A 24,275-nucleotide genomic window follows, 5' to 3' on the forward strand; every position below is an offset into this window, starting at 1 on the left:
GTGGGTGGACTGGCGCTGGGTGGACGGGCGGGTGCGCGCCCGGCCACCGGGGTGCGGAGGGGTGGATCAGGTGAGCGTCAGCGTGAGCACGCCGGAGTAGGAACCCGGCGGGGTGAACGCCGGTACGTCCAGTGACAGCCCGGCGTCGACGGTGAACTCACCACCGGTGAGCGCCCCGTTGGGGGTGGACGCCAGCGTCGCTCCCGCACCGCCCACCGCGCCGGACGAACCGGCCTGGCAGGTGCTCGGGCTGCCCGCCTTGGTCGCGCAGGCGGGGGTCCAGCTCAGCTTCCCGGCATCGATCTTGGCACCGGGACCGGTGAAGTCGGTGACCTTGCCGGTCAGGGACCAGCCCGCGGGTCCGCCGCGGAAGTCCTTGACCGTCACCGTCTGCAGGGCACCGGTGGAGGCCCCGCCCTTGCCGAAGTCCACCGCCGACAGCTGGACGGCGTCCCCGGCCTGGGACATCGACAGGGTTCCCGCCTTCACCGTGGTGGTGAGTTTCTGGGAGCCCGCGGGGATCGGGGTGTCGTCGACGACCACGTACGCCGCCGGCCCCGCGCCCTTGGTGTCGCTCCAGCTCGCGCCCTCGTACGCCACCACACCGGTCGTCGTCTTGTCGTTGACGGCCAGCGTGCCGCTGATCGAGCCCTGTGCGTCGGCGGTCGTGGTGGCGGTGTCGGCGGTCTGGGTGGCCCCCGACCGTCCGGCGAGGGTCACGCTCGCGCCCGGGGTGAAGTTGCTGCCGGTGACGGTCACGCTGTCACCGGGCTTCCCGGAGGCCGAACCGAGCGAGATGGCACGGTTGTTGGTCTGGGTCCCGTCCGTCGCGGTGATCGTCCCGGAGACCGGGGCGGGCGGGTTGGTGACCGTGCAGGGGGTGTCCAGCTCCAGGATGTAGCTGGTGTGGATGTTGTAGTCGCCGGGCGCGAGGGTGATGGCACCCGGGCTGGTGACGGTGAAGGTGCCCGTCATGCTGAACCCGGGGAAGGGCGCGTTGCCCGCCACCGGGTCGTTCTTCCTGGGGCCCGCGACCGTGACGTCTCCCGTCTGCGCGCCGCCGAGGGCGACCTTGCCGGTGGGCGTCATGATGTCGGCGGGCAGGGCGAGGGCGGTCGGGTTGTTCGCGGCGGGCGTGACCACCTTGTACGTCACGGTGACGGTGTCACCGACCTTGGGACTGGGGTTGTCCACCGTGATGATCGCGGTGGTGGTGCCGTCGATCGGCGGGATGCCCGCGACCGCCGGCGGGATGCAGTGCGTGGCGAAGTCCACGTTGTGGGAGTCCGCGGCCGCGGCGCCCGCCGGGGCCGCCAGCGCGCCTCCCGCGGTGACCGCCAGCGCGGTCACCCCGAGCAGTGCCGCCCAGCGGCGTCTTCGGGCGTGCGAACCCCTGGTTCCCCTGTGCGTTGCCATGTGCCCCCTCCTGAGGGATGCGGGCGCAGCGGCTCGTCTGCGCCGACAGAGGGCCATTGATGTGCGGGTTGTGTGAGAAGTCAATGGAGAGCCCGGACGGTAACTGATGGGCCATCAGGTTGTGTCAACATCGCCAACTGGGCACCCCTGTAGGCCAGTTGGCTGTGATCAGGCAGTACGAGGACCGGTGCCGCTGCGCGCCGGCGACACCGGTCTTCACGTATGTGCTGTGGCAGGGCTCAGCTGAAGACGAACGGGCCCGGTGCCTGCGCCGCACTCGCGGTGCATGTGATGGTGATGCCGAAGACGACCATCTTCAGCGAGCCCCCGTACGCGTCGAGGCTGTCGCCGGAGGCGACGGTGCCGCTGAGCGGGCCCACCGTGACCCCGCCGCCCAGCGGAATGGCGGGGTTCTTCGTGCCGGTGAACGCGACGGTGCCGCCGCCGGACTTCGCCATGGTCAGGGTGGAGGCGATGGAGTCCTTCGCCAGCGCGATCGGCGCGGTGATCGAGGTGGAGCTGAGGGTGATCGTCGCGGCCGTGCCGGTCTGGGTGGCGGTGAGGGTGGCCGCGCCACCGCCGCCGATCGTGCAGGTCGCGTTGATGGTCGCGGTGAGCGGGGTGACGGCCGCGGCGGTCGGCGCGAGGGCCAGACCGGTCGCGGCGAGGGTGCCGGCGGCTAACGCCGCTGCGATACCGAGTTGCTTGCGTCTCATCGGGTTCCCTTCCCTTGTACGGGAATTGCCATGTGGGGATGGAGGGACGGAACCGTCTGCTCAGAGGCCGGGGCCGGGCCGGGCACACGGACGCGTCACCGGTGAACGCCGGTGCGGGTGCGGAGAGATGTGTACAGGGACCGTCCGCGAGCGGGGTGCGGGACGCCAGCGGAGGCGTTTCTGACGGTCCGTCGGAACTAGCGGTTCCATTGATGCGCGAGCGGCTTGGGATTGCAAGGCATGCCGGGCGGTTTCTTCAGGGGTTGTCGAAAGTGGCCGAAGTTCGTCCCTGCCCCCTGACCGGCCCGCTACTCGGCGAGTTCCGCGATCAGCGCCGTCGCCACCGTCCGGAACCCCAGGCGGCCGTACATCCGCGCCACGTCCTGGTCCCCGGCCGACAGGAACACCGTGTCCACGCCCCGTTCACGCGCGTCGGCCACGAGGGCGGCCGTGACGCCGTACGCCAGCCCGCGGCGCCGTTCGGCGGGCAGCGTGCCGACGCCCGTGATCTCGCTCACGCGGTCCACGGGCAGGTGCGTCCCGGAACAGACCACGACGCCGTTCTCGACCGCCGCGGCCAGTACGGTGTGGCCCACACGGATGCGGTCCGCGGCGGCGGGTACCTCGGCGGCGCGGGCGGTGATCTCGGTGGCCAGTTCGCCGGTCTTGGCCTCCCCCACCGCTGTGCCCGGCGCCGCGAAGGCCACATGCGGCACCGCCAGCGCGCCCGCCAGGAAGGGGTCTTCGGCGTCCAGGACGCGGACCAGGGGATGCGGGTCGGGCAGCGGCGCGTCCTCGTCGCGGACCATCAGGGGATGCGCGTGCACCCGTAGCCCCGTCGCCTCGACCGCCTCCCGCAGGTCCGGCGTCACCTCCGCCACCCACTCGAAGGCCTCCGGCACGCACAGCTCCCGCTGCCGCGCCCGCACCCGTTCGACGTCCTCGGCGGTGGCCGCCGGGCCCGTCCAGTCCAAGGCGGGGCGCGCGTAGTAGGGCCAGCCCGTGGCCTCCCGTACGAAGAGGGTCAGCGGGCCGAAGTCCTCGGCCCGCGCGGCGGCGCGCGGTACCGAGTCGTAGTAGCGCTCAAGACGGTCGAGGGATGCGTTCACAGTCGTCATGACGCCATCCAAGAGGAACACGGATGCCGGTGGCACCCGAATTCAGTCGACTCCCCTGATCCGCCCCACCAGCAGCGCCCCCACCAGTCCGATCACCGCCGCCACCAGGTACAGCACCCGGTAGCCGCCCAGATACGTCACGATCGGGGCCGCCAGGGCGGGGGCGGCGACCTGGGGGAGGGCGTTGGCGACGTTGATGACGCCGAGGTCCTTGCCGCGGTCCAGGGCCTTGGGCAGGACGTCCGTCATCAGCGCGAAGTCGACGGACGTGAAGACGCCGAAGCCGATGCCGAGGACCGCCGCCGCGACGATCGCGCCCGGCCAGGTCTGCCACCCGGAGAGGACCGCCGTCGCCACCGCCATGAGGACGCCCGACCAGATCACGAACGGCTTGCGGCGGCCCATCCGGTCCGACCACACCCCGCCGACCACGACCGTGGCGAGGAGGGTGACGCCGTTGACCGCGGTGAGGATCAGTACACCGTTCTCGGGGTCGTCGTAGTGGAGCCGGTCGCGGAGGTAGTACAGGAGGTAGAGCAGGACCAGGGCGTTGCTCAGGTTGATCAGGAAGCGGGTCAGCCAGGCCCAGGCCAGGTCCGGGTGGCGGCGCGGGCTCAGCCAGAAGGAGGCCGCGAACGTGCGCCAGGACCAGGCGGGGCGGGCCGAGGCCGGCAGCCGCAGGTCCTGGTAGCGCAGTACGTACGGCCCCACGCCCACCAGCGTGAACACCGCACACGCCGCGTAGCCGCCGCCCACACCCCCCGCCGCCGTCGCGAGGCCCGTTCCGCCCACCACGCCCAGGATCTGTGCCGCGCCCAGCCAGCCGCCCACGGAACCCCGCTGGAGCCGTGGCACCCGGTCGGGGACCGCCGCGGTGATCGCGGCGAAGGCGGCGTTCAGGGTGAGCTGGACCAGGCACCAGCCGGCCGCCATCGTCCAGACCCCGCCCGCTCCCGCAAGCAGCAGCAGGGAGAGGGCGCCGCCTGCCGAACCCGCCACGATCCACGGCGTACGGCGGCCCCAGCGCGCCGTCGTCCGGTCGGACAGCGCGCCGAAGAGCGGGTTGGCGACCAGCGACACCAGCGCGCCCGCGCCCGTGACCCACGCCAGCATCGTCTCCTTCGACATGCCGGTACCGGGCGCGAAGTCCTCCGCCTGGGAGGCCAGCAGGATCTGCAGCGGGCCGTACCAGCCCACCCAGATCGCCCCGTTGGCGAGCGAGAGCGCCGAGGTCCAGCCCCGGCCGACCCGCCGGGCGGGCTCGGCGAGCGCCCCCACGGACGCGACAGGGCCGGCCGCCGTCATCCCCGCGCCCGCAGCGCGTCGCGCAGCCAGGTGTACGACGCCTTCGGGGTCCGCTTCAGCGTCTCGTAGTCGACGTGGACCAGGCCGAAGCGCCGTGCGTACCCCTCGGCCCACTCGAAGTTGTCCAGCAACGACCACACGAAATACCCGCGAACGTCCACACCCTGTTCCAACGCCCGGTGCAGCGCACGGACATGGCCGTCGAGGAAGGTGATCCGCTCCTGGTCGTCGATGCCCTCGTAACTGCAGCCGTTCTCGGTGATGACGACCGGCGGGAGGCGGTCCCCGTAGCGCTCGCGGAAGCCCACCAGCAGCTCGGTCAGCGCCTCGGGAACCACCGGCCAGCCGAAGTCGGTGACCGGGTAGCCCTCCAGTTCCCGCACGGAGAAGGGGAGTTCGGCGGGCAGGGTCAGTCCGCTGAACTCGATCTCCGCGCCCTCGGGGGCGCCCACCTTGGTCGGCTGGTAGTAGTTGATCCCGTACCAGTCGATCGGCTCCGCGATGACCTTCAGGTCCGCCTCGATGTCACCCGGCATCAACTCCCCGATGCCGTCCGGATACCGGCCCAGCAGCAGCGGGTCCGCGAACAGGCGGTTGAGGAGGAGGTCGTAGAAGTCGGCGGCCTCCACGTCCTCGGGCTGCTCGGAGGCCGCCCAGGTCGGGCCGTGCGAGTTGGCGATGCCGATGTCCGTGACGCCGGCCGCGCGCAGGGACCGGACGGCGAGGCCGTGGGCGAGGAGTTGGTGGTGGGCGATCGGCAGCGAGTCGAACAGGAGCCGTTTGCCCGGGGCGTGGGCGCCGAGCGCGTGGCCGAGCAGGGTGTGCTCGGCGGGCTCGTTGAGGGTGATCCACTTCTTGACGCGGTCGCCGAGGCGGGCGGCGACGACACCGGCGTACTCGGCGAAGCGCTCCGCGGTGTCCCGGTTCAGCCAGCCCCCCGTCTCCTCCAGCTTCAGCGGGAGGTCCCAGTGGAAGAGGGTGGGTACGGGGCGGATGCCCGCCGCGACCAGGGCGTCCACGAGGCGGTCGTAGAAGTCGAGGCCGCCGGGTGAGTTCACGCGGGGCCAGGAGATCGAGAAGCGGTACGCGTCCACGCCGAGGTCGGCGAGGAGGGCCACGTCCTCGGGATAGCGGTGGTAGTGGTCGCAGGCCACGTCCGCCGTCGAGCCGTCCTTGATGCGGCCGGGCTCGGCCGTGAACGCGTCCCATACCGACGGGTCGCGTTCGCTCGCGGCTCCCTCGATCTGGTGGGCCGAGGTGGACACGCCCCAGAGGAAGCCGGGCGGGAACTGCGGTAGGGGGTTCGTCGCCATGCGCGCGATCATCCTTACCGGCAGTAAGGGAAGTCAACGGGTTGGTGTGAACCGGGAGTTACAGCTTTGGGGCGCCCACGCGGCTCAGCCGCACATGTCACCGCCCCGCGCCCCTGAAGCGCGCTACGCGCCCTCCTTCAGGACCCGCACGATCAGTTGGCGCTGTTCCTCCGTCAGTCTCGGATCGGCGGCGTAGACCGTCTTCCCGTCCACCGTGATCTCGTAGCTGAAGCCGTCGGGGACCCCGGTGGGGCGCGTGCCCTGGCCGGAGGCGATCGCCTGCTCGGCCAGGGCCTGCCACTCGGGGGCGTCGGAGCGCCCCGAGGTGTCCACCTCGGCACGGCGCTCGATGCCCGCGAATCCGCCCGTGCGCCTAACCTGAATACGCATGGGTCCTGTCTAGTACGAGTCGGGCGCCGAAGCTACGACGTCGGCACCCCGACCTGTTCCCAGGCCTTCGTGACGGACTGGAGCTCCTCGCCCTCGCCGTACCGGCTCCTGGCCTGGGCGACCGTCAGCTTGGCGAAGTCGGAGAAGCTCGCCTGGGACTGGAGTTCGCCGCCGGTGAGGACGTCGTACCAGATCTGTCCTGCGCGCTCCCAGGCGTGCCCGCCGAGGGACTGGGCGACCAGGTAGAAGGCGTGGTTGGGGATGCCGGAGTTGATGTGGACACCGCCGTTGTCGCGGCCGGTCTTCACATAGCCGTCCATCGTCGCGGGCTGCGGGTCCTTGCCGAGCACGTCGTCGTCGTACGCCGTGCCGGGCTCCTTCATGGAGCGCAGCGCCTTGCCGGTGACGCGGGGGGCGAGCAGGCCCGCGCCGATCAGCCAGTCGGCGTCGGCGGCGGTCTGGCCGAGCGTGTACTGCTTGATCAGCGAGCCGAAGACGTCCGACATGGACTCGTTCAGGGCGCCCGGCTGGCCGAAGTAGGTGAGGTTCGCCGTGTACTGGGTGACGCCATGGGTCAGCTCGTGGCCGATGACGTCGACCGGGATGGTGAAGTCGAGGAAGATCTCGCCGTCGCCGTCGCCGAACACCATCTGCTCGCCGTTCCAGAAGGCGTTGTTGTAGTCGACGTCGTAGTGGACGCTCGCGGTGAGGGGCAGGCCCTCGCCGTTGATCGAGTTGCGGGCGTAGGCGTTCAGGTAGAGGTCGAAGGTGGCGCCGAGTCCGGCGTAGGCGCGGTTGACCGTGGCGTCCTTGCCGGGCTTGTCGGCCTCGCCGCGGACCTTCTTGCCCGGCAGGTCCTGGTGGTGCCTGGCGTCGTAGACGGTGCGCTGCGGCTTGTCCGTGGGCGCGCCCTGGGGCGGGGCCACGGTGGGCGCGCCGATGACCGTGGTCAGCCGGCGGTGGGTGCGCTCGAAGGCGTCGCGCTCCAGGGTGCGGCGCGCGGGCCCGGCGAGCGCGGGGTCCTCGTGCTGGGCCAGCGTGTCGAGGACGTGGGGCGGCACGATGGTGCAGAAGACAGGCTCGAAGCCTGCCGGGTTCGCGGTCATGCTCGGCACAATTGCACTGAGTTACTCCGCTGTCACTACCGGCAACCAAGATTGTGTGAAATGCGGCGATAAGGAGCCCATCGGTCCGCTCTTCAGTGGTAAAAGGGCTCACTCTGAGTGCTACGCCACACTTTTTGTCCCTTTTCTTCCTTATGTGACCACGATCCCGCATACTGATACAGCCCTCCGGAGAGAGTGAGGCTCGGCTAGGCTGCGGAGCATCATGCGTATCGGGCTGCTTCTCCTTAGCTGCCGCGGCGAGGGCCTGTAGTCGAGGCCGACCCCCTCCCCGCGGAGTTCGGCGTTGCGCCGTCGGCCGTCCTTCCGGACACCCTCTGAGGAGCCCACGCATCATGCCGAACTTCCAGCAGTCCACCTCCATGCCGGTCCACAAGTACGGCAAGTACGAGCAGGTGGACATTCCTGACCGCACCTGGCCGGACAAGCGTGTCACCGTCGCCCCCCGCTGGCTGTCGACGGACCTGCGGGACGGCAACCAGGCGCTGATCGACCCGATGTCCCCGGCTCGCAAGCGCGAGATGTTCGACCTGCTCGTGACGATGGGCTACAAGGAGATCGAGGTCGGATTCCCGGCCTCCGGGCAGACCGACTTCGACTTCGTCCGTTCGATCATCGAGGACGAGACCGCGATCCCGGACGACGTCACGATCTCCGTACTGACCCAGGCCCGCGAGGACCTGATCGAGCGCACGGTGGAGTCCCTGGTCGGCGCCAAGCGCGCCACGGTCCACCTGTACAACGCGACGGCCCCGGTCTTCCGCCGGGTCGTCTTCCGCGGCTCCAAGGACCAGATCAAGCAGATCGCCGTCGACGGCACGCGGCTGGTCATGGAGTACGCCGAGAAGCTGCTCGACGAGCGGACGGCGTTCGGCTACCAGTACAGCCCCGAGATCTTCACCGACACCGAGCTGGACTTCGCCCTGGAGGTCTGCGAGGCCGTCATGGACGTCTGGCAGCCCGGCCCCGGCCGCGAGATCATCCTCAACCTGCCCGCCACGGTGGAGCGTTCGACGCCGTCCACGCACGCGGACCGCTTCGAGTGGATGTCGCGCAACCTGTCCCGCCGCGAGTTCGTCTGCCTGTCCGTGCACCCGCACAACGACCGGGGCACGGCCGTCGCCGCCGCCGAGCTGGCCCTGATGGCCGGCGCCGACCGCATCGAGGGCTGTCTGTTCGGCCAGGGCGAGCGCACCGGCAACGTCGACCTGGTCACCCTGGGCATGAACCTGTTCTCGCAGGGCGTCGACCCGCAGATCGACTTCTCGAACATCGACGAGGTCCGCCGCACCGCCGAGTACTGCAACCAGATGGAGGTCCACGCCCGTCACCCGTACGTCGGCGACCTCGTCTACACCTCCTTCTCCGGCTCCCACCAGGACGCCATCAAGAAGGGCTTCGACGCCATGGAGGCGGACGCCGCCGCGAAGGGCGTCACCGTCGACGACATCGAGTGGGCCGTCCCGTACCTGCCGATCGACCCGAAGGACGTCGGCCGTTCGTACGAGGCCGTGATCCGCGTCAACTCGCAGTCCGGCAAGGGCGGCATCGCCTACGTCCTGAAGAACGACCACAAGCTGGACCTGCCGCGCCGGATGCAGATCGAGTTCTCGAAGATCATCCAGGCGAAGACGGACGCCGAGGGCGGCGAGGTCACCCCGAGGGACATCTGGGCGATCTTCCAGGACGAGTACCTGCCGAACCCCGACAACGCGTGGGGCCGTATCCAGGTCAAGGCCGGCCAGACCACGACCGACCGCGACGGCATCGACTCGCTGACGGTCGAGGCCTCGGTGGACGGCACCGACACGGTCCTGACCGGTACCGGCAACGGTCCGATCTCCGCGTTCTTCGACGCCCTGCAGTCCGTCGGCATCGACGCGCGCCTCCTGGACTACCAGGAGCACACGATGAGCGAGGGCGCCTCCGCGCAGGCCGCCTCGTACATCGAGTGCGCGATCGGCGACAAGGTCCTGTGGGGAATCGGCATCGACGCGAATACGACACGCGCGTCGCTGAAGGCCGTGGTCTCCGCGGTCAACCGCGCGGCCCGCTGAGGACTTTGACCGGCACTTTCGGGGCCCTGTCCGCCTTTTGAGGCGGACAGGGCCCCGTCGTATACCGGCCAATCGCCGTGGAGATCACGGAAAGGTCTCGTCCAAGGTACTGACTCCGCCTCGACAATGTGGCTAACATCACGCCAGCGCGGCGATGTTGCCGCGGCCTGACGGAGGTGTGCGAGCGTGCTGCCAGGATGGGGACGAAACGGTCGTGCAGTGCAGATTTCCCGCATCCTAGGCACCCGTACCGCGTGGACCACCATGGGGGACGGCGAGTTCTTCTGCCCGGGCTGCGGGGGTGACCGCAACTACCAGCGGCTCACCGGCCGGCGCCGCTTCACCCTCCTAGGTGTCCCGGTCCTGCCGCGCGGTGACACGGGGCCCGTCGTCGAGTGCGCCGCCTGCGGCCGCCACTACGGCGCGGACGTCCTCGACCACCCGACCACCACCCGCTTCTCGGCGATGCTCCGCGACGCCGTCCACACCGTCGCGCTCGCCGTGCTCGCCGCCGGCGGCACCTGCTCCCGTACGTCCCTGGAGACCGCGGCGACCGCGGTGCGCTCGGCCGGCTTCGACGACTGTACGGAGGACCAGCTCGGCGCCCTCGTCGAGGCGCTCGCCGCGGACACCGGCCGGATCTTCGGGGAGCCGTGCGGGGCGGGCCTCGCCATAGAGCTGCACGAGGCCCTGGATCCGCTGGCGCCGCACCTCGCCGCGACGGGACGCGAATCGATCCTGCTCCAGGGCGCCCGGATCGCCCTGGCGGACGGCCCGTACACCCCCGCCGAACGGGACGTCCTCGCCACCGTGGGCGCGGCGCTGACGATCTGCGCCGACGACGTGACGCGACTGCTGGCGGCGGCGCGCACGCCCTCGTAGCGAGGGAGCGGGAGTGACAATCGGTGACTCGGGGTACGGTGTGGGTGACATACCGTAACCGGACCCTCGTGTTGCGCGGGGGAGAGCGGGGACCGCCCTGAGCCGCAGCCTCGTCGCCGTCCTGGCCGTCGGCCTCCTCGCCTCCGGCGCCGGCGTCGCATCCGCCACCGCCCCCGGCCCCCGTACCGACTGCGTCTCCTCCGTGCCGTACACCGCGGGCGAGGGCGGCTACGACACCTACCGCATCCCGGCGGTCGTCACCACCCGCGCGGGCACGGTGCTCGCCTTCGCCGAGGGGCGGCACGACGGCGCGGGCGACAGCGGTCACATCGACGTCGTCCTCAGGCGCTCCTTCGACGGCGGCTGTACGTGGGGTTCGCCGCGGGTCGTCACGGCGGGGGCCGGGGACACCCGGGGCAACCCGGCGCCCGTCGTGGACCCGCGCACCGGCCGGATCGTCCTGGTCACCTCCTACAACAGCGGCGCGGTGACCGAGGCGCGGATCATGCGGGGCGAGGTCACGGCGCGCCAGGGCCGCCGCGTCTTCGTCCAGACGAGCGGCGACGACGGCGTGCGCTTCTCCGCTCCCCGGGACATCACGGCGGAGGTGAAGCCGCCGGGCTGGCGCTGGTACGCGACGGGTCCCGGCCATGCGATCGCCCTGCGCCACGGCCCGCACGCCGGTCGTCTGGTCGTCCCCGCCAACCACTCCGTCGCCCCGCCCGCGGGCTCGACCGACACCGGCCGGGAGGCCAAGTACTACGGGGCGCACGCGATCTACTCCGACGACGGCGGCCGTACCTGGCACCTGGGCTTCACCGACCGTACCTACGACGGCCGGGTCGACGCCAACGAGAGCAGCGCGGCCGAACTCCCCGACGGACGCCTGTACTTCAGCGCCCGCGACGAGGGCGGCACCACCCCCGGCAACCGCCTGGACACCTACTCCAGCGACGGCGGCGAGACCCTGGACCGCCCCTACGCGATCCAGCCCACTCTGGACGACGTCCCCGTCGTCCAGGGCAGCGTCCTCCAGCTCCAGGGCGCCCGCGCCCCCTTGCTCTTCTCGGCCCCCTCCGTACCCACCGCCCGCCGCGCGATGACCCTCTGGCGCAGCACGGACGACGGCGCCACGTTCACCAGGGCGACGACCCTCTCCTCCGCCCCGGCCGCCTACTCGGACCTGGTGGACCTCGGGCACGACCGGATCGGCATCCTGTACGAGACGGGCTCGACACGGCCGTACGACAGGATCGAGTTCCGGCGTCTGCGCCGGACGCCCTAGGCCCTGTCGTCGAATTCCCGTCCGCCCCGCGACGCCCTGCACGCGCCCCCTCCGGGCGGACGACGGGAATGTGACGACAGGACCTAGAGCAGGCCCGCCCCCGCCAGGTACTTCCCCACCCGTTCGACCTCCGCCTCCGACAGCGGCACCTGCGGCTCCGCCGTGGCCGGGCAGGCGATGACGCCCCGCAGGTGCAGTGCCGCCTTGAACGCCCCGAGCGCCGACGAACCCCCGCCCATCCGGGCCGGGTCCCCCACCCCGACCATCCCGAACAGGCCGCACAGCCGCTCCTGTTCGGCCCGCGCCCGCTCCCAGTCACCCCTTCGGCAGAACCGGTCGAGCCGTACGTACCCGTGCGGGTCGACGTTGGCGAGACCCGGCACGGCCCCGTCCGCCCCGAGGGCGAGCGCGGAGTCGACGACGAGTTCGGACCCGGTGAGCGTGGTGAAGCCGGTGATGTCGGGGTGGGTGCGGGCGCCCGTGACGACGGCGCGGAAGGCGGCGAGGTCGCCGCTGGAGTCCTTGAGCCCGCTCAGCACGCCCTCCGCGGCGAGGGACAGGACCAGCTCCGCGCCCAGCTTGGTGTGGACGGACACCGGGATGTCGTAGGCGAAGACGGGCACGGACGAACGGGCGGCGACCAGGCGGAAGTGGCGCGCGATCTCCGCCGGGTGGGTGCGGGCGTAGAAGGGTGCGGTCGCCACGATCGCGTCCGCGCCCCCCGCCGTCACATACGCCACATGGTCCAGCACCCTCGGCGTGGTCATGTCGATCACCCCGGCCAGCACGGGGAGCCGGCCGGCCGCACGGGCGACCACCGTCTCCACGACCAGCCGCCGCTGGGCGTCCGTCAGGAACGCCGCCTCCGAGGACGAACCAAGGACGAACAGGCCGTGGACGCCCCCGTCCACGAGGTGGTCCACGAGCCTGATGAGCGAGGGGACGTCCACCTCGCGGTCCGGTGTCAGGGGCGTGCAGACGGGCGGAACGACACCGGTCAGCGGGGCGGGGATCGGCATGAAGGCTCCCTCGGGACGATCAAGGCTGCTGCTGGGCGGGAATGTCGGCCACGGCGGGCGCCGCGGACACGGCCTGGGCCACCAGGTCGCGCGTCGACTGGTCCTCCTCCACAGGATGGTGGCACCGGAAGCGGTGGTCCGGCGTCGACGCGGCCGTGAAGTCCGGCATCACGCTCACGCACTCCTCGTCGGCCTTCCAGCAGCGGGTGCGGAACGGGCAGCCGGTCGGCGGGTGTGTGGCCGAGGGCACCGGGCCCACCAGCGGGATCGGGTCGAGCGGGTCCAGGAGGCCGGGCGTGGCGGAGAAGAGGGCCCGGGTGTACGGGTGCCGGGCGCGGTCGGTGACCCGGGTGGCCGGGGACTCCTCCACGATCCGGCCGAGGTACATCGTGATCACCCGGTCGCTCATCCTCCGTACCGTCTGGATGTCGTGCGAGACGAAGACGAGGGCCAGGTCCAGGCGCTCCTTCAGGTCCAGCAGGAGGTTGAGGATCTGGGCGCGGACCGAGACGTCCAGCGCGCTCGTCGGTTCGTCCGCCACCACCAGGTCCGGGTCGAGGGCCAGGGCGCGCGCGATGGCCACCCGCTGACGCTGGCCGCCGGACAGCTGGCCGGGCAGGGCGCCCGCCAGGGCGCGGGGGAGGCCCACCAGGGACATCAGCTCCCGCACCCGGTCGTCCCGTTCCCGTGCCGTGCCGCGCCGGTGCACGTCGAGGGGGTCCCGCAGGATCCGGCGTACGGGCAGGCGGCGGTTCAGGGCCGTCGACGGGTCCTGGAAGACCATGCCCGTGCCGGCGCCGACGGACGCTCGTCGTTCGGCGGGCCGCATCGACCACAGGTCACGGTCACGGAAGCGCACGGTGCCGGACGTCGGCCGCTGGACGCCCACCAGCACCTTCGCCAGCGTCGACTTCCCGCACCCGGACTCGCCGACGACGCCGACCGTCTCGCCGGGCGCGATGGTGAGGTCGGCGCCGGTCAGTGCGTACACCCGGTCGCGGGTGAACAGGCTGCCGGAGCGGGCCTTGTGGACGACATGGGCGTCGGAGAGGGTGATGAGCGCGTTCACTGGACGGCCTCGCTCTGCGTGGTGATCAGATCGACCGCGGGGTGATGGCACGCGGCCGTGTGGGTCCGGGTGCCCAGCAGGTCGGGCGCCGTCGTCCGGCACACCTCGCTCGCCAGCGGACAGCGGCCGGCGAACCGGCAGCCCGCCGGGAAGTCGGCGGGTGCGGGCACGACCCCCTTGATCTGCGTCATCCGTTCGGCCGCCGATTCCAGGGACAGGACGCTGCCGAGCAGGCCGCGCGTGTAGTGGTGGGCCGGTGCCTCCACCAGGTCCGCCGTCACGCCCGTCTCCACGATCTGCCCGCCGTACATCACCACCACCCGGTCCGTGACGTCCGCGACGAGGGCCAGGTCGTGCGAGACGAGGATCAGCGCGAAGCCCAGCTCTTCCCGCAGTTTCAGCAGCAGGGTGATGATCTGTGCCTGGACCGTCACGTCCAGGGCCGTGGTCGGCTCGTCCGCCACGATCAGTTTCGGGCCCCGGGACAGGGCCATCGCGATCAGGACGCGCTGGCGCTGGCCGCCGGAGAGCTCGTGGGGGTAGCTGCGCAGGGTGCGTTCGGGGTCGAGACCGACCAGCGCGAGCAGCTCCGCGGGGGTCTGTCCGCCGCCGCGGCGCACCAGCTGCTTCAGCTGTGCCCCGATCGTCATCGCCGGGTTCAGGGACGACAGCGCGTCCTGGTAGACCATCGCCATCTCGTGGCCCAGCAGACGGCGTCGTACGCGCATCGGCCGGCCCACCAACTGACGCTGATCGAAGCGGACATGGCCCCGGACCCGGGCCCCCTTCGGTTCCAGGCCCATCACCGCGAGCGCCGTCAGTGACTTTCCGCAGCCCGACTCGCCGACCAGGCCCAGGACTTCACCGGGGTGCACGTCGAAGCCGATGCCGTCGACGATGTCCACCCCGCCGTGCCGGGCGTCGAACCCGATGGCGAGGTTCTCCACGGAGAGGACGGGACGGCCGGTGGGCAGGGGGCGGGCCCGGGAGCGCAGGCGGGCAGCGGCCTCCGGCAGACCGGGCAGTTCGAGGACCGCTCCGCTGCCGGGCTCGGGCGTCTCCAGCCGGTCACCGGCGGTCGCCGTCGCCGCCACCTCACGAGCCACGGGCGCCGCCCACGCGTCCGAGACGCCCTCGGAGAGGATGTTCAGCGACAGTACGGTGATCAGCATCAGCAGACCCGGGAAGACCGTCGCCCACCAACCGCCGGTCAGCACCATGTTCTTGCCGTCCGCGATGACGCTGCCCCAGGACGGGTCGGGCGGCCGGACGCCCGCGCCGATGAAGGAGAGCGAGGCCTCGAAGACGATGGCCTCGGCGACCTGGACCGTGCAGAACACCAGCACGGGGGCGGCGCAGTTGACGGCCACGTGGCGCAGCACGATGTGCGGGGTGCGGGCGCCGATCACCCGTTCCGCCGTCACATAGTCCTCGCCGTACTGGTCGAGGACGTTCGCGCGGACGACCCTGGCCACCGACGGGGTGAACAGGAAGGCGATCGCGCAGATCAGCACCGTGATGCCGCCGCCGAAGACGGCGACCAGGACGGCGGCCAGCGCGATGCCGGGGAACGCCATCACGACGTCCAGGCAGCGCATCAGCGTCTCGTCGACGGCTCCCCGCGAGGTCGCGGCGATCGCGCCGAGGAGCGCGCCGACGACGAGGGCGAGCGCGGTGGCGCCCAGGCCGATCGCGAGGGACCAGCGGGCGCCGTACATCAGCCGGCTCAGGATGTCCCGGCCGAGGCTGTCCTGTCCCATCCAGTGACTGCCGGATGGGGCGCCGGTGCCGTCGACCTGCGGTTGCTGGTCGAGCGGGTCGTGCGGGGAGAGCAGGGGTGCGAACACGGCCAGCAGGACCGCGAGGGTGAGGAAGCCGAGGGCGATCCGGGAGAGGACGGGCAGGCGTCGCAGTCGGATGCCGGGCCGGGCGAGGCCCTCGGTGAGACGTCGGCGGGAGAGCGGGGGGATCGTCACGTGGCATCCCTCAGTCGCGGGTTGACCAGCAGATACAGGATGTCGATGGCGAGGTTCACGACCACGAACCCGGTGGCCGTGGTCAGGACGACGCCCTGGACGACCGCCGGGTCGCCGTTCTTCACGGCGTCGATCATCAGCTTGCCCATGCCGGGGAGCGAGAAGATCGTCTCGATGACGACCGCGCCGCCGAGCAGATAGCCGACGCGCAGGCCGAGCACGGTCAGCGGGTTGATCAGCGCGTTGCGGAGCACATTGCGGCCGACCACGACCACCGGCGGCAGTCCGCTGCCGATCGCCGTCCGGACGTAGTCCTTGTCCAGTTCCTCGACCACGGCCGTGCGCACGATCCGGGTGAGCTGGGCGGCGACCGGGAGGGAGAGCGCGAAGGCGGGGAGCGTCATCGTCTTCAGCCAGCCGATCGGCGAGTCACCGGGGTTGATGTATCCGCCGGTCGGGAACCAGCCCCGGTCCACGGCCAGGTACTGGATCATCAGCAGCGCCAGCCAGAAGCCGGGCGCCGCGACCCCGGTCAGCGACACGACCCGGATGACCTGGTCGGGCAGTCGGCCGCGGTGGATCGCGGCGGTGACCCCGCCGAGCAGCGCGAGCACCACCGCGATGGCGAGGCCGAGGAAGGTGAGCTGGAGGGTGAGCGGCAGCGCGGTGGTGACCTGGTCGACGACCGGCGCCCGGGTCAGCGCGCTGGTGCCCAGGTCGCCGTGGAGCAGATCGCCGATGAAGTGGACGTAACGCACCGGGAGAGGGTCGAGCAGGCCGTTCTGCTGCCGGAAGTCGTGCAGTTGCTGTGGAGTGGGGTTGGCGCCCTGGAAGAACGCGGACGCCGGGTCGACGTCCGAGAACCGCATCACCAGGAACACGAAGAGCACGATGCCGAGCATCAGCGGCACGAGCAGGGCGACACGGCGGGCCAGGATGCGGACGATGGCCGTCATCTACGTCAGGCCCACTTGGCCTGGAGGAGGTTGACGCCCGGATAGGGCTGGGCCCTGATCCCCGTGAGTTTTCTGGGGTCCCAGGCCGTCATCAGTTCGTTGTGCACGACCGGGTAGAGCACGGCCTGTTCGGCGACGACGTCGATGTAGTCCTGGATCATCGTCTTCTTCTTGTCGGCGTCCGGCTCCCGCGTCGCCCGGTCCATGTCCTTGAAGAGCTGCTTCGCGACCGGGTCGCCCGCCCACCGGGCGTACTGCATCCACAGGTTCTCGGGGCCGTAGTTGTAGTGCATGATCAGATCGGCGTCCAGGCCGAACTGGTTGGGGTTCGAGGCGGCGGCCACCACCTGGTAGTCCTGCTTCTGGTCCATCTTCGTGAAGACGGCCGTCGTCTCCTGCGGCGAGAGCGTGGTCTCGACGCCGATCGCGTCCCAGGACGCCTTGATGGTCGGCAGGCAGTCGACGATCCAGCTGACGTTCACGGACAGGATCTCGATCTTCAGCCCGGAGACCCCGGCGGCCTTCAGGAGCTGCTTGGCCTTCTGCGGGTCGTAGCCGTACACGGTCTTCGCCGGCCGGTAGACCGGGTTCCCCTCGTTGAGGAACGAGCTCGACGGCTTGCCGTGTCCGTGGAGGGCGACCTCGACCATCTTGCCGGTGTCGATGGCGTAGTGCAGGGCCTGGCGCACGCGGACGTCGTCGAAGGGCTTGTGCCGGGTGTTGAACATCAGGAAGAGGTTGTTCATCCCCGCGCCGCCCTCGACGGTCATGCCGCCCTTCCTCAGCTGCTCGATGTTGGCGTACGGGATGTTGTCGGCGATCTGGGCCCCGGCGCTCGCGCCCGAGATCTTCGCGACGCGCGGCGCCGCGTCCACGATCGTCAGCCAGTTCATCTTCTTGAAGGCCGGCTTGCGCGGGCCGTTGTAGGCGGCGAACGCCTCGAAGGTGGTGTTCGACTTGGGGTGGTGGGCGGTCTGCCGGTACGGCCCCGAGCCCACCGCCTTCCCCTTGATCGCGTCGTCCCAGGCGCCGGGCCGGGAGAAGACGTGCTTGGGCATGATCTTGGCGAGGGTGAGCCGCGCGATGCCTTCCGGGAAGGGGAACTTCAGCACCAGTTCGACGTTCGACGCGTCGGTCTTCCGGACCTCCTTCAGCCAGCTCGCGAAGAAGCCCTTGCCGAGGGTCTGCGTCTTCGGGTCGAGGATCCGGTCGAAGACGAAGACCACGTCGTCGGCGGTGACGGGCTTCCCGTCGTGGAAGGTGGCCCCGGCCCGCAGTGTGAACTTCCAGGACGTGCCGCTGAGATCGCCCGGCACCTGGGTCGCGAGCGCCGCGTACGGCTCGCGCGAGATCGGGTCCGTGTCCAGCAGCCCCTCGTAGATGTGGTTGTTGGCCGCCATGGCGAAGGCGGACGCCGTCTGCGTCGGGTCCCAGCTGCCGTCGTTCCCGTAGCCGATGACGGCGGTGAGCGTCGCGTCCTTGCCGCCCTTCCCGCCGCCGGTGTCATTGGTGGACTGCGGCCCGGACGAACAGGCCGCCAGCGAGGAGGAGAGGGCGGCAGCCGCGCCGAGGGCGCCGGAGTACTTCAGGAAACGTCGGCGGTGCAGCGCCGAGTGGTCGGTCACGTCGCGCACGGTTCCTCCAGGGAGAGGCGGGAGATACGACGTCCTACGTCATGGTGGGCAGCGTGACCATAAGAGGGCCCGTGAGGGCGGTCAAGGGATCGCACACGAATGGCGTATCTTCCAGAGGTGCGACCAATGAAGCCCTGAAACCTGGGTAGTTGGTGCTGAATCCACCCGGAGGTGGGACGTCGGATGTCCAGTGAGCGTACGATGCGGCGCATGTCTGAGGAGACCGGGAACCGGCGCGGGCCCGAGCGCAGGTCCGAGCGCCGGGTGAGCAGTCAGATCCAGCGCGAGGTCATGCAGCTGATCCTCGACCGCAGGCTCCAGGCGGGCGCGCCGCTGCCCACCGAGACCGAGCTGATGCAGGACCTCGGCGTCAGCCGCAACTCCGTCCGCGAGGCACTCAAGGCCCTGCAGGCCCTCGACATAGTCGACATCCGGCACGGCTACGGCACCTACGTGGGCGAGGCCTCCCTGACCCCCTTCGTGGACGGCCTCACCTTCCGCACGCTCGCCCAGCCCGACGACAAGAACGAGACCGGGGCGCTGGCGGAGATCCTCCAGGTACGGGAGGTGCTGGAGGAGGGGCTGATACGCCGGGTCGCGGCCGTGCTCACCGAGCCGGAGCTCGACCGCCTCGAAGCCGTCGTGGCCGAGATGGAGGAGACGGGCCGCTCGGGGCGCCCCTTCCCGGAACTCGACCGCGAGTTCCACGAGTTGCTGTACGCCTCGCTCGGCAACGCGCTCGTGCCGCAGCTCCTGGGCGCCTTCTGGACCGTCTACAGCCGGGTCGCCGGCATACGCGGCTGGACCGACGACCCGTCCCCCGAAATGACCGTCCGCCGCCACCGCGACATCGTCACCGCCCTGCGCGCCCGCGACGTGGAGGCCGCCCAACGCGCGATGGCCGACCACTTCCGCGGCATCGAGGCGAGGGCGGCCCAGGAGTCCAGGGGAGTGGGCTGAACCCCACCCCCGCAACCGGACCGGCCCTAGACGCCGCCCAGGAGCCACACCTGGAGTTCCTTCGTGTCCTCGGCGACCGTGTACCAGCTGCCGTCGCCCAGTGTGTTGGGAACGCCGGATATCGGGAACGGGTAGGCGACCTCGCCGAGCAGCCGCATGTCCCGCACGTCGACCAGCCAGTGCCGTCCCTCCCCGTACTCCTCGTCGGCCTCGGTGGTGCCCGCGATGACGGTGTGTTCGTCGAGGAAGCCGCCGTAGTAGTCCCAGCGCACCTCGGGCTCGTCGTTGTCCGGGTGCAGGGCGGGGTGATCGGGGACGACCTCCTCCGCGTCCAGCTCCGACACCACCGAGCCGTCCTCGGCCCGGTGCAGGGACAGGAGCTCCTGGTAGTGGGTCACGGTCAGGAAGTGCTCACCCGACGGGCTCACGGCGAGCAGACACCGGTCGTCGTCGATCCGTTCGACGGAGAGCCGCTCGCCGTCCCAGCGGCCCCACAGCAGCGGCGCCCCGTCCTGCCCCTCGCCGACGCTCAGCCCCATCTGCCCGGGGTCCGGGTGCGAGACGTGCCCCGAACCGGCGGCCACGGTCTCGGTGTCCGCCTGTCCGAGGACCGTCCCGTCCGTGGCGTCCAGTACCAGCCACTCCTCGATCACCTCCGGGTCCTCGCCCCCCGCCGCGAGCGGCCCGCGGACATGGGCCCACACGAGCTTGCCGTCCGCGGAGAAGACCGCCGAGCCGCTGTCGGCGTACAAGTGGTCCCGGCTGTTCGCGTACTCGTCGAACGAGGCGTGCATCTCCTGGCAGCTCCCCTCCCAGCAGCCGTGCCGCACCTCCCACAGAGTGGCGCCCCGCCGGTCCACCGCCCGCACCGCGTGCACGCCCGCGAAGACGGCGACGTCCAGCCCCGGCGACACGGTGCACGTCCCGAAGCGGCGCGGCCACGGCAACGGGAAGCGGGCCACCGACGCCTCACCCGCGAGCGCCGCGGCCAGGTCGTACGCGGCCAGCTGGGTGTCGTCGCTCTGGAGGATCAGCGTCCGGCCGGGCAGGCACCGCTCTCCTGGGAAGCCGGCCGTGGCCGACTCCAGCGGGCCTGCGAGCGTGGTGACGAGACGGGCGCTCGCGGACATGGTTCCTCCAGTGCGCGTGATGCCGTACGGCGTTGTGTGCGTTGGGTGCACAGTACGGCCGCCCACTGACAACTCCGTACGCGCCCGTCCCCTGCGACCTCTCACACGTCCCGGCGGTCCACCGCCACCACGACGATCACCGCCGACACCACCGCCCACGCCCCCAGCACCACCCAACTGCCGGTCACCGTCGCCCCGTAGCGCGGAAGCCGGGTGAAGGGATCGTGGCCGTAGGCGACGTCGGTCAGCCGCGTCCAGGCGTTGACGGGCATGGCGTGCCGCACGGCGGCCGTCCAGCGGTAGCGGTCGGTGATGAAGCTGGGGACGAGGAGCAGGACGGCGGTGACGGCGACCATCGTGCTCGCGCTGTGCCGGATCAGGGCTCCCAGGGCCATGCCCGCCAGCGCGCAGACCGGGGCGAGCAGCGCGGAGGCGACGACCACGCGCAGGGCACCGACGTGGGTGATCGACACGGCGGCGTCACGGGTGGTGAGGATCGCCTGCGTCGAGGCGAAGGAGGCACTCGCGACGAACGCGCCGTACAGCGTCATGACCGCCGTCACCATCACGACCTTCGCCGCCATCAGGGCACGCCGGTCCGGGACGGCCGCGAGGGTCGTACGGATCAGGCCCGTCGAGTACTCCCCGACGACCGTGATCGCGCCGATGCTCGCCGCCGCGAGGATCAGGATCAGCGCCGACCCGTCGGTGAAGGCGTCACGCAAGGCCAACTCCCAGGCGAGGGAGCGCATGTGGGGGTTGTAGTTCGGATAGTCGTGCGCGTGCACCCGTGCCGCGTTGGCGTTGAAGCCGATGACGGCGAGGGCGCCCGCGCCGAGCGCCCAGTAGGTCGAGCGCAGGGAACGGAGTTTGATCCACTCGGCGGCGAGGAGATCGGTGAACCGCGCGGCGGGGTGCGGGGGAGCGGGGGTGAGGGCGAGAGTGGTCATCGGGCGTCTCCGGCGAGGAACTCGGTGCTGTCGGCGGTCAGTTCCATGAAGGCGGCCTCCAGGGACGCGGCCTGCGGGGTCAGTTCCTCGAGCAGGATCCGTCGGTGGAAGGCGAGTTCACCGATGCGGGCCGCGCTCAGGCCCGTCACCTTGAGGGTCCGCTCGTCGTACGGCGCCACCGCCGCGCCCTCCTCGGACAGCGTGGCCGTGAGCTTCGCGAGGTCCGGCGTCCGCACGGTCACCGTCGGCCGGGTGCCGCGCGCCGCGAACGCGCTCACGCTCTCCGCGGCGATCAGCTCACCCCGGCCGATGACGATCAGTTCGTCCGCGGTGTGCTCCATCTCGGACATCAGATGGCTGGAGACGAAGACGGTACGGCCCTCGGCCGCGAGCCTGCGAAAAAGCTCCCGCACCCACAGCACACCTTCCGGATCGAGCCCGTTGAGGGGCTCGTCGAAGAGCAGCACCGGAGGTTCGCCGAGCAGCGCGGTGGCGATGCCGAGCCGCTGCCGCATGCCCAGCGAGAACCCGTCGACCCTGCGCCGCGCCGCCGCCCCCGCGAGCCCCACTTCCTCCAGCACCTCGTCCACCCGGCTCCGGGGGATGCGATTGCTCCGCGCCAGCGCCTCCAGATGGGCCCGCGCGCTGCGCCCGCCGTGCACATCGCCCGCGTCGAGCAGCGCGCCCACGTGCCGCAGCCCGCGCGGATGACGGCGGAACGGCTGTCCGTCGACCGTCGCGCTCCCGCCGGTCGGCCCGATCAGCCCGAGCAGCATGCGCAGCGTCGTCGTCTTGCCCGCGCCGTTCGGGCCGAGGAAACCGGTGACGTGCCCCGGGCGCACCTGGAACGTCAGATTCCGTACGGCGGTGGTGTCGCCGTACCGTTTGGTCAGTTCGTTGACTTCGATCACACCGACCACCGTCCCCTCGGCGCCCCGCGCGCGGTATCGCCCCGTGGCCGACACTCTCCCCGGCCGGTGTCGACCAGGGGTGTACGTCCCCGGACCGATGCCCGTCCACGGCCCCCGTGCCTACGATCGCCGCATGCATGCCATGCCGCTCCCGCCCCGCCTCAAGCTCGTGCCGCCCGGTGCCTGGGTGGCCCTGGCCTGGTGCGCGAGCACGGCGTTCACCGTCCTCGCCCGCGTACGGCTCCCCGGTGAGGAGACGGCCAACGAGTTCACCGCCGCCCAGTTCTACCGCTGGGACGGCCTGCTGATCCTGACCATCGCCTGCGCACTGGCGCTGCTCGGCAGCATGTGGGTGCGCCGACGGCCGCTGAGGGCCCTCGCCCTGCTCCTGACGGCCGCCGCCTTCCTCACCACCAACCTGGCCGTGGGAGCGATCCAGCTGGCCCAGTTCCTCGCCGTCGATCTCGCCCTCTACTTCATCGCGGCCGGCCGGCCGCGCCGCACCGGAGTCACCGCCCTGTGCATGGCGCTCGCCGTCCTGGTGGTCTGGGAGACCGTACGGCTGCTGCGCGGATGGGGCATCGGCACGCTGGAGGAGCTGACCGTGGCGCTGACGGCCGTCGTCGCCTGGCTCCTCGGCGACGCCTCCCACCGCACCCGCGAGTACGGCGAGAGGCTCCGCGCCCAGGCCGCCACCCAGGCGGTCACCGACGAACGCCTTCGCATCGCCCGTGAGATGCACGACATGGTCGCCCACAGCATCGGCATCATCGCCCTCCAGGCCGGGGCGGCGGCCCGCGTCGTCCACACCCAGCCGGGTGCCGCGCGCGAGGCGATGACGGCGGTGGAGACGGCCGGACGGGAGACCCTGGCGGGGCTGCGCCGGATGCTGGTCGCCCTGCGCCAGGCGGATCAGGACCAGGACCAGGACCAGGACCGGGCCCGGGCCGCCGCCGGGGGCGACCGGTTGCACCCGGCCGAGGGCCTTGCCGACCTCGACCGCCTGGCCGCCGCGACAACGGCGGCGGGCGTCCAGGTCGACGTCCGCTGGAAGGGCGCGCGCCGCCAACTCCCCCCGGACATCGACCTCTCCGTCTTCCGGATCGTCCAGGAGTCGATCACGAACGTCGTACGCCACGCGGCGACGACCGCCTGCCGGGTGACGGTCGACTACCTGGAGGAGCACGTGGCCGTCGAGGTCACCGACGACGGCCGGGGCCGGGGCAGCACCACCGACACCGGCTTCGGCCTGGTGGGGATGCGCGAGCGCGTGGCCCTGCTGCACGGCGAGTTCACGGCGGGCCCCCGTCCCGAGGGCGGCTTCCGGGTGACGGCCCGCCTGCCGGTCCCGGCGACCACGGCGACGGTGGCCGCGTGATGCCGATCCGTGTCGTCCTCGCCGACGACCAGCAACTGATCCGCACGGCCCTGCGGATGGTCATCGCCGACATCGAGGACGTGGAGGTGGTGGGGGAGGCCGCGGACGGCGAGGAAGCGGTGACCCGCACCGGGGAACTCCGGCCCGACGTCGTGGTGATGGACATCCGTATGCCGGGCGTGGACGGCATAGAGGCGACCCGCCGGATCACGACGGGTCCGGGCGAGTCGAGGATCGTCGTCCTGACCACCTTCGACGACGACGACTACGTGTACGGGGCGCTGCGCGCGGGCGCGTCGGGGTTCCTGGTCAAGGACATGGCCCTGGACGACATCATCGGCGCCATACGGGTCGTGGCGGCCGGCGACGCCCTCATCGCCCCCAGCGTCACCCGCCGCCTGATCCAGGACTTCACCTCCGCGCGCTTCTCCGAGCCGGCGCGTCCACGCCGCGACCTGACCGCGATCACGGACCGCGAGCGCGAGGTCCTCACCCTGGTCGGCACGGGCCTGTCCAACGCCGAGATAGCCGAACGGCTCTTCATCAGCGTCGCCACGGCGAAGACGTACCTGACCCGTCTGCTGTCCAAGCTGGACGCACGGGACCGGGTCCAGCTGGTCATCATCGCGTACGAGGCGGGACTGGTGTCCGTGACCCGGTGAGCGGGCCCCGCGCCCGCCGGCTTG

General features: G+C 71.2%; 21 protein-coding genes. 6 read left to right on the forward strand and 15 right to left on the reverse strand.

The genetic code is table 11. From position 1 onward, the window contains the following. Positions 1-66: 66 nt before the first annotated feature. The 7 genes from ACZ69M_RS01845 to ACZ69M_RS01875 all read right to left on the reverse strand — a co-directional run bounded on the left by ACZ69M_RS01845 (position 67) and on the right by ACZ69M_RS01875 (position 7,364). The gene (locus tag ACZ69M_RS01845; protein ID WP_470045963.1) at positions 67-1,416 is read right to left on the reverse strand and encodes a beta-xylosidase; all 1,350 of its coding nucleotides are present in this window, start codon (positions 1,414-1,416) and stop codon (positions 67-69) included. Between the two features lie 239 nt (positions 1,417-1,655). Then, positions 1,656-2,132, reverse strand: a complete 477-nt coding sequence (locus ACZ69M_RS01850; RefSeq protein ID WP_352046159.1) for a hypothetical protein — start codon at positions 2,130-2,132, stop codon at positions 1,656-1,658. Between the two features lie 308 nt (positions 2,133-2,440). Beyond that, on the reverse strand, positions 2,441-3,250 hold the full coding sequence (locus ACZ69M_RS01855; protein WP_470045964.1) for a GNAT family N-acetyltransferase: 810 nt from the start codon (positions 3,248-3,250) through the stop codon (positions 2,441-2,443). A gap of 42 nt (positions 3,251-3,292) precedes the next feature. Continuing rightward, positions 3,293-4,555 carry an MFS transporter gene (locus ACZ69M_RS01860; protein WP_470045965.1) on the reverse strand — a complete coding sequence of 421 codons (1,263 nt, stop codon included), beginning with the start codon at positions 4,553-4,555 and terminating at the stop codon, positions 3,293-3,295. Then, a complete protein-coding gene (locus tag ACZ69M_RS01865) occupies positions 4,552-5,880 on the reverse strand; it encodes a GH1 family beta-glucosidase (RefSeq protein WP_470045966.1) in 1,329 nt (442 codons plus the stop codon). The genes ACZ69M_RS01860 and ACZ69M_RS01865 overlap by 4 nt, the downstream gene beginning before the upstream one ends. 111 nt (positions 5,881-5,991) lie before the next feature. Further along, a complete protein-coding gene (locus ACZ69M_RS01870) occupies positions 5,992-6,258 on the reverse strand; it encodes a protealysin inhibitor emfourin (RefSeq protein ID WP_470045967.1) in 267 nt (88 codons plus the stop codon). Positions 6,259-6,290: 32 nt separating this feature from the next. Beyond that, complete coding sequence (locus ACZ69M_RS01875; protein ID WP_470045968.1) at positions 6,291-7,364, reverse strand: M4 family metallopeptidase; 1,074 nt, start codon at positions 7,362-7,364, stop codon at positions 6,291-6,293. Between the two features lie 353 nt (positions 7,365-7,717). On the opposite strand from ACZ69M_RS01875, the gene leuA reads away from it, so the two are divergent. The 3 genes from leuA (at position 7,718) to ACZ69M_RS01890 (ending at position 11,606) form a co-directional block, all read left to right on the forward strand. Next, positions 7,718-9,439: a 2-isopropylmalate synthase gene (gene leuA, locus ACZ69M_RS01880; RefSeq protein WP_470045969.1), complete on the forward strand. Its 1,722-nt coding sequence runs from the start codon at positions 7,718-7,720 to the stop codon at positions 9,437-9,439. Between the two features lie 186 nt (positions 9,440-9,625). Next, positions 9,626-10,321 carry a tellurite resistance TerB family protein gene (locus tag ACZ69M_RS01885; protein ID WP_403688176.1) on the forward strand — a complete coding sequence of 232 codons (696 nt, stop codon included), beginning with the start codon at positions 9,626-9,628 and terminating at the stop codon, positions 10,319-10,321. Between the two features lie 97 nt (positions 10,322-10,418). Beyond that, positions 10,419-11,606, forward strand: coding sequence for a sialidase family protein (locus ACZ69M_RS01890; RefSeq protein ID WP_470046352.1), 1,188 nt, complete (start codon positions 10,419-10,421; stop codon positions 11,604-11,606). An 83-nt stretch (positions 11,607-11,689) separates the two neighbouring features. On the opposite strand, the gene ACZ69M_RS01895 is transcribed toward ACZ69M_RS01890, so the two are convergent. From ACZ69M_RS01895 to ACZ69M_RS01915, 5 genes are read right to left on the reverse strand one after another with little or no spacing between them, the layout of a single operon-like run. Beyond that, positions 11,690-12,625, reverse strand: a complete 936-nt coding sequence (locus ACZ69M_RS01895) for a dihydrodipicolinate synthase family protein (RefSeq protein WP_470045970.1) — start codon at positions 12,623-12,625, stop codon at positions 11,690-11,692. A gap of 19 nt (positions 12,626-12,644) precedes the next feature. Beyond that, on the reverse strand, positions 12,645-13,694 hold the full coding sequence (locus ACZ69M_RS01900; RefSeq protein WP_470045971.1) for an oligopeptide/dipeptide ABC transporter ATP-binding protein: 1,050 nt from the start codon (positions 13,692-13,694) through the stop codon (positions 12,645-12,647). Further along, complete coding sequence (locus ACZ69M_RS01905; RefSeq protein WP_470045972.1) at positions 13,691-15,670, reverse strand: dipeptide/oligopeptide/nickel ABC transporter permease/ATP-binding protein; 1,980 nt, start codon at positions 15,668-15,670, stop codon at positions 13,691-13,693. The genes ACZ69M_RS01900 and ACZ69M_RS01905 overlap by 4 nt, the downstream gene beginning before the upstream one ends. After that, positions 15,667-16,626 carry an ABC transporter permease gene (locus tag ACZ69M_RS01910; RefSeq protein ID WP_470045973.1) on the reverse strand — a complete coding sequence of 320 codons (960 nt, stop codon included), beginning with the start codon at positions 16,624-16,626 and terminating at the stop codon, positions 15,667-15,669. Before ACZ69M_RS01910 ends, ACZ69M_RS01905 begins: the two co-directional genes overlap by 4 nt. A 5-nt stretch (positions 16,627-16,631) precedes the next feature. Continuing rightward, positions 16,632-18,260, reverse strand: coding sequence for an ABC transporter substrate-binding protein (locus ACZ69M_RS01915; RefSeq protein ID WP_470045974.1), 1,629 nt, complete (start codon positions 18,258-18,260; stop codon positions 16,632-16,634). Positions 18,261-18,470: 210 nt separating this feature from the next. Here ACZ69M_RS01915 and ACZ69M_RS01920 point away from each other — a divergent pair, with 210 nt between their 5' ends. Continuing rightward, positions 18,471-19,220, forward strand: coding sequence for a FadR/GntR family transcriptional regulator (locus tag ACZ69M_RS01920; RefSeq protein WP_470045975.1), 750 nt, complete (start codon positions 18,471-18,473; stop codon positions 19,218-19,220). Positions 19,221-19,246: 26 nt separating this feature from the next. Here ACZ69M_RS01920 and ACZ69M_RS01925 read toward each other — a convergent pair whose 3' ends face one another. From ACZ69M_RS01925 to ACZ69M_RS01935, 3 genes are all read right to left on the reverse strand, one after another. Next, the gene (locus tag ACZ69M_RS01925) at positions 19,247-20,350 is read right to left on the reverse strand and encodes a hypothetical protein (RefSeq protein WP_470045976.1); all 1,104 of its coding nucleotides are present in this window, start codon (positions 20,348-20,350) and stop codon (positions 19,247-19,249) included. Positions 20,351-20,451: 101 nt separating this feature from the next. Next, entirely contained in the window at positions 20,452-21,300 is an 849-nt protein-coding gene (locus ACZ69M_RS01930) for an ABC transporter permease (protein ID WP_470045977.1), read from the reverse strand. After that, positions 21,297-22,211: an ABC transporter ATP-binding protein gene (locus ACZ69M_RS01935; RefSeq protein ID WP_470045978.1), complete on the reverse strand. Its 915-nt coding sequence runs from the start codon at positions 22,209-22,211 to the stop codon at positions 21,297-21,299. The genes ACZ69M_RS01930 and ACZ69M_RS01935 overlap by 4 nt, the downstream gene beginning before the upstream one ends. A gap of 133 nt (positions 22,212-22,344) precedes the next feature. On the opposite strand from ACZ69M_RS01935, the gene ACZ69M_RS01940 reads away from it, so the two are divergent. Together ACZ69M_RS01940 and ACZ69M_RS01945 are read left to right on the forward strand one after the other, a co-directional pair. Next, complete coding sequence (locus tag ACZ69M_RS01940; protein WP_470045979.1) at positions 22,345-23,589, forward strand: sensor histidine kinase; 1,245 nt, start codon at positions 22,345-22,347, stop codon at positions 23,587-23,589. Then, entirely contained in the window at positions 23,589-24,251 is a 663-nt protein-coding gene (locus tag ACZ69M_RS01945) for a response regulator (RefSeq protein ID WP_470046354.1), read from the forward strand. Before ACZ69M_RS01940 ends, ACZ69M_RS01945 begins: the two co-directional genes overlap by 1 nt. Positions 24,252-24,275 lie beyond the last annotated feature (24 nt).

The organism is Streptomyces sp. NPDC107454 (genome assembly GCF_055582885.1).

Excerpts from the sequence above, each read along its gene's own strand:
- ACZ69M_RS01910 (WP_470045973.1), bottom strand. The coding sequence starts at position 16,626 with ATGACGGCCATCGTCCGCATCCTGGCCCGCCGTGTCGCCCTGCTCGTG.
- ACZ69M_RS01845 (WP_470045963.1), bottom strand. The coding sequence starts at position 1,416 with ATGGCAACGCACAGGGGAACCAGGGGTTCGCACGCCCGAAGACGCCGC.
- ACZ69M_RS01850 (WP_352046159.1), bottom strand. The coding sequence starts at position 2,132 with ATGAGACGCAAGCAACTCGGTATCGCAGCGGCGTTAGCCGCCGGCACC.
- ACZ69M_RS01855 (WP_470045964.1), bottom strand. The coding sequence starts at position 3,250 with ATGACGACTGTGAACGCATCCCTCGACCGTCTTGAGCGCTACTACGAC.
- ACZ69M_RS01870 (WP_470045967.1), bottom strand. The coding sequence starts at position 6,258 with ATGCGTATTCAGGTTAGGCGCACGGGCGGATTCGCGGGCATCGAGCGC.
- ACZ69M_RS01895 (WP_470045970.1), bottom strand. The coding sequence starts at position 12,625 with ATGCCGATCCCCGCCCCGCTGACCGGTGTCGTTCCGCCCGTCTGCACG.
- ACZ69M_RS01860 (WP_470045965.1), bottom strand. The coding sequence starts at position 4,555 with ATGACGGCGGCCGGCCCTGTCGCGTCCGTGGGGGCGCTCGCCGAGCCC.
- leuA (WP_470045969.1), top strand. The coding sequence starts at position 7,718 with ATGCCGAACTTCCAGCAGTCCACCTCCATGCCGGTCCACAAGTACGGC.
- ACZ69M_RS01920 (WP_470045975.1), top strand. The coding sequence starts at position 18,471 with ATGTCTGAGGAGACCGGGAACCGGCGCGGGCCCGAGCGCAGGTCCGAG.
- ACZ69M_RS01875 (WP_470045968.1), bottom strand. The coding sequence starts at position 7,364 with ATGACCGCGAACCCGGCAGGCTTCGAGCCTGTCTTCTGCACCATCGTG.
- ACZ69M_RS01945 (WP_470046354.1), top strand. The coding sequence starts at position 23,589 with ATGCCGATCCGTGTCGTCCTCGCCGACGACCAGCAACTGATCCGCACG.
- ACZ69M_RS01940 (WP_470045979.1), top strand. The coding sequence starts at position 22,345 with ATGCATGCCATGCCGCTCCCGCCCCGCCTCAAGCTCGTGCCGCCCGGT.
- ACZ69M_RS01930 (WP_470045977.1), bottom strand. The coding sequence starts at position 21,300 with ATGACCACTCTCGCCCTCACCCCCGCTCCCCCGCACCCCGCCGCGCGG.
- ACZ69M_RS01925 (WP_470045976.1), bottom strand. The coding sequence starts at position 20,350 with ATGTCCGCGAGCGCCCGTCTCGTCACCACGCTCGCAGGCCCGCTGGAG.
- ACZ69M_RS01865 (WP_470045966.1), bottom strand. The coding sequence starts at position 5,880 with ATGATCGCGCGCATGGCGACGAACCCCCTACCGCAGTTCCCGCCCGGC.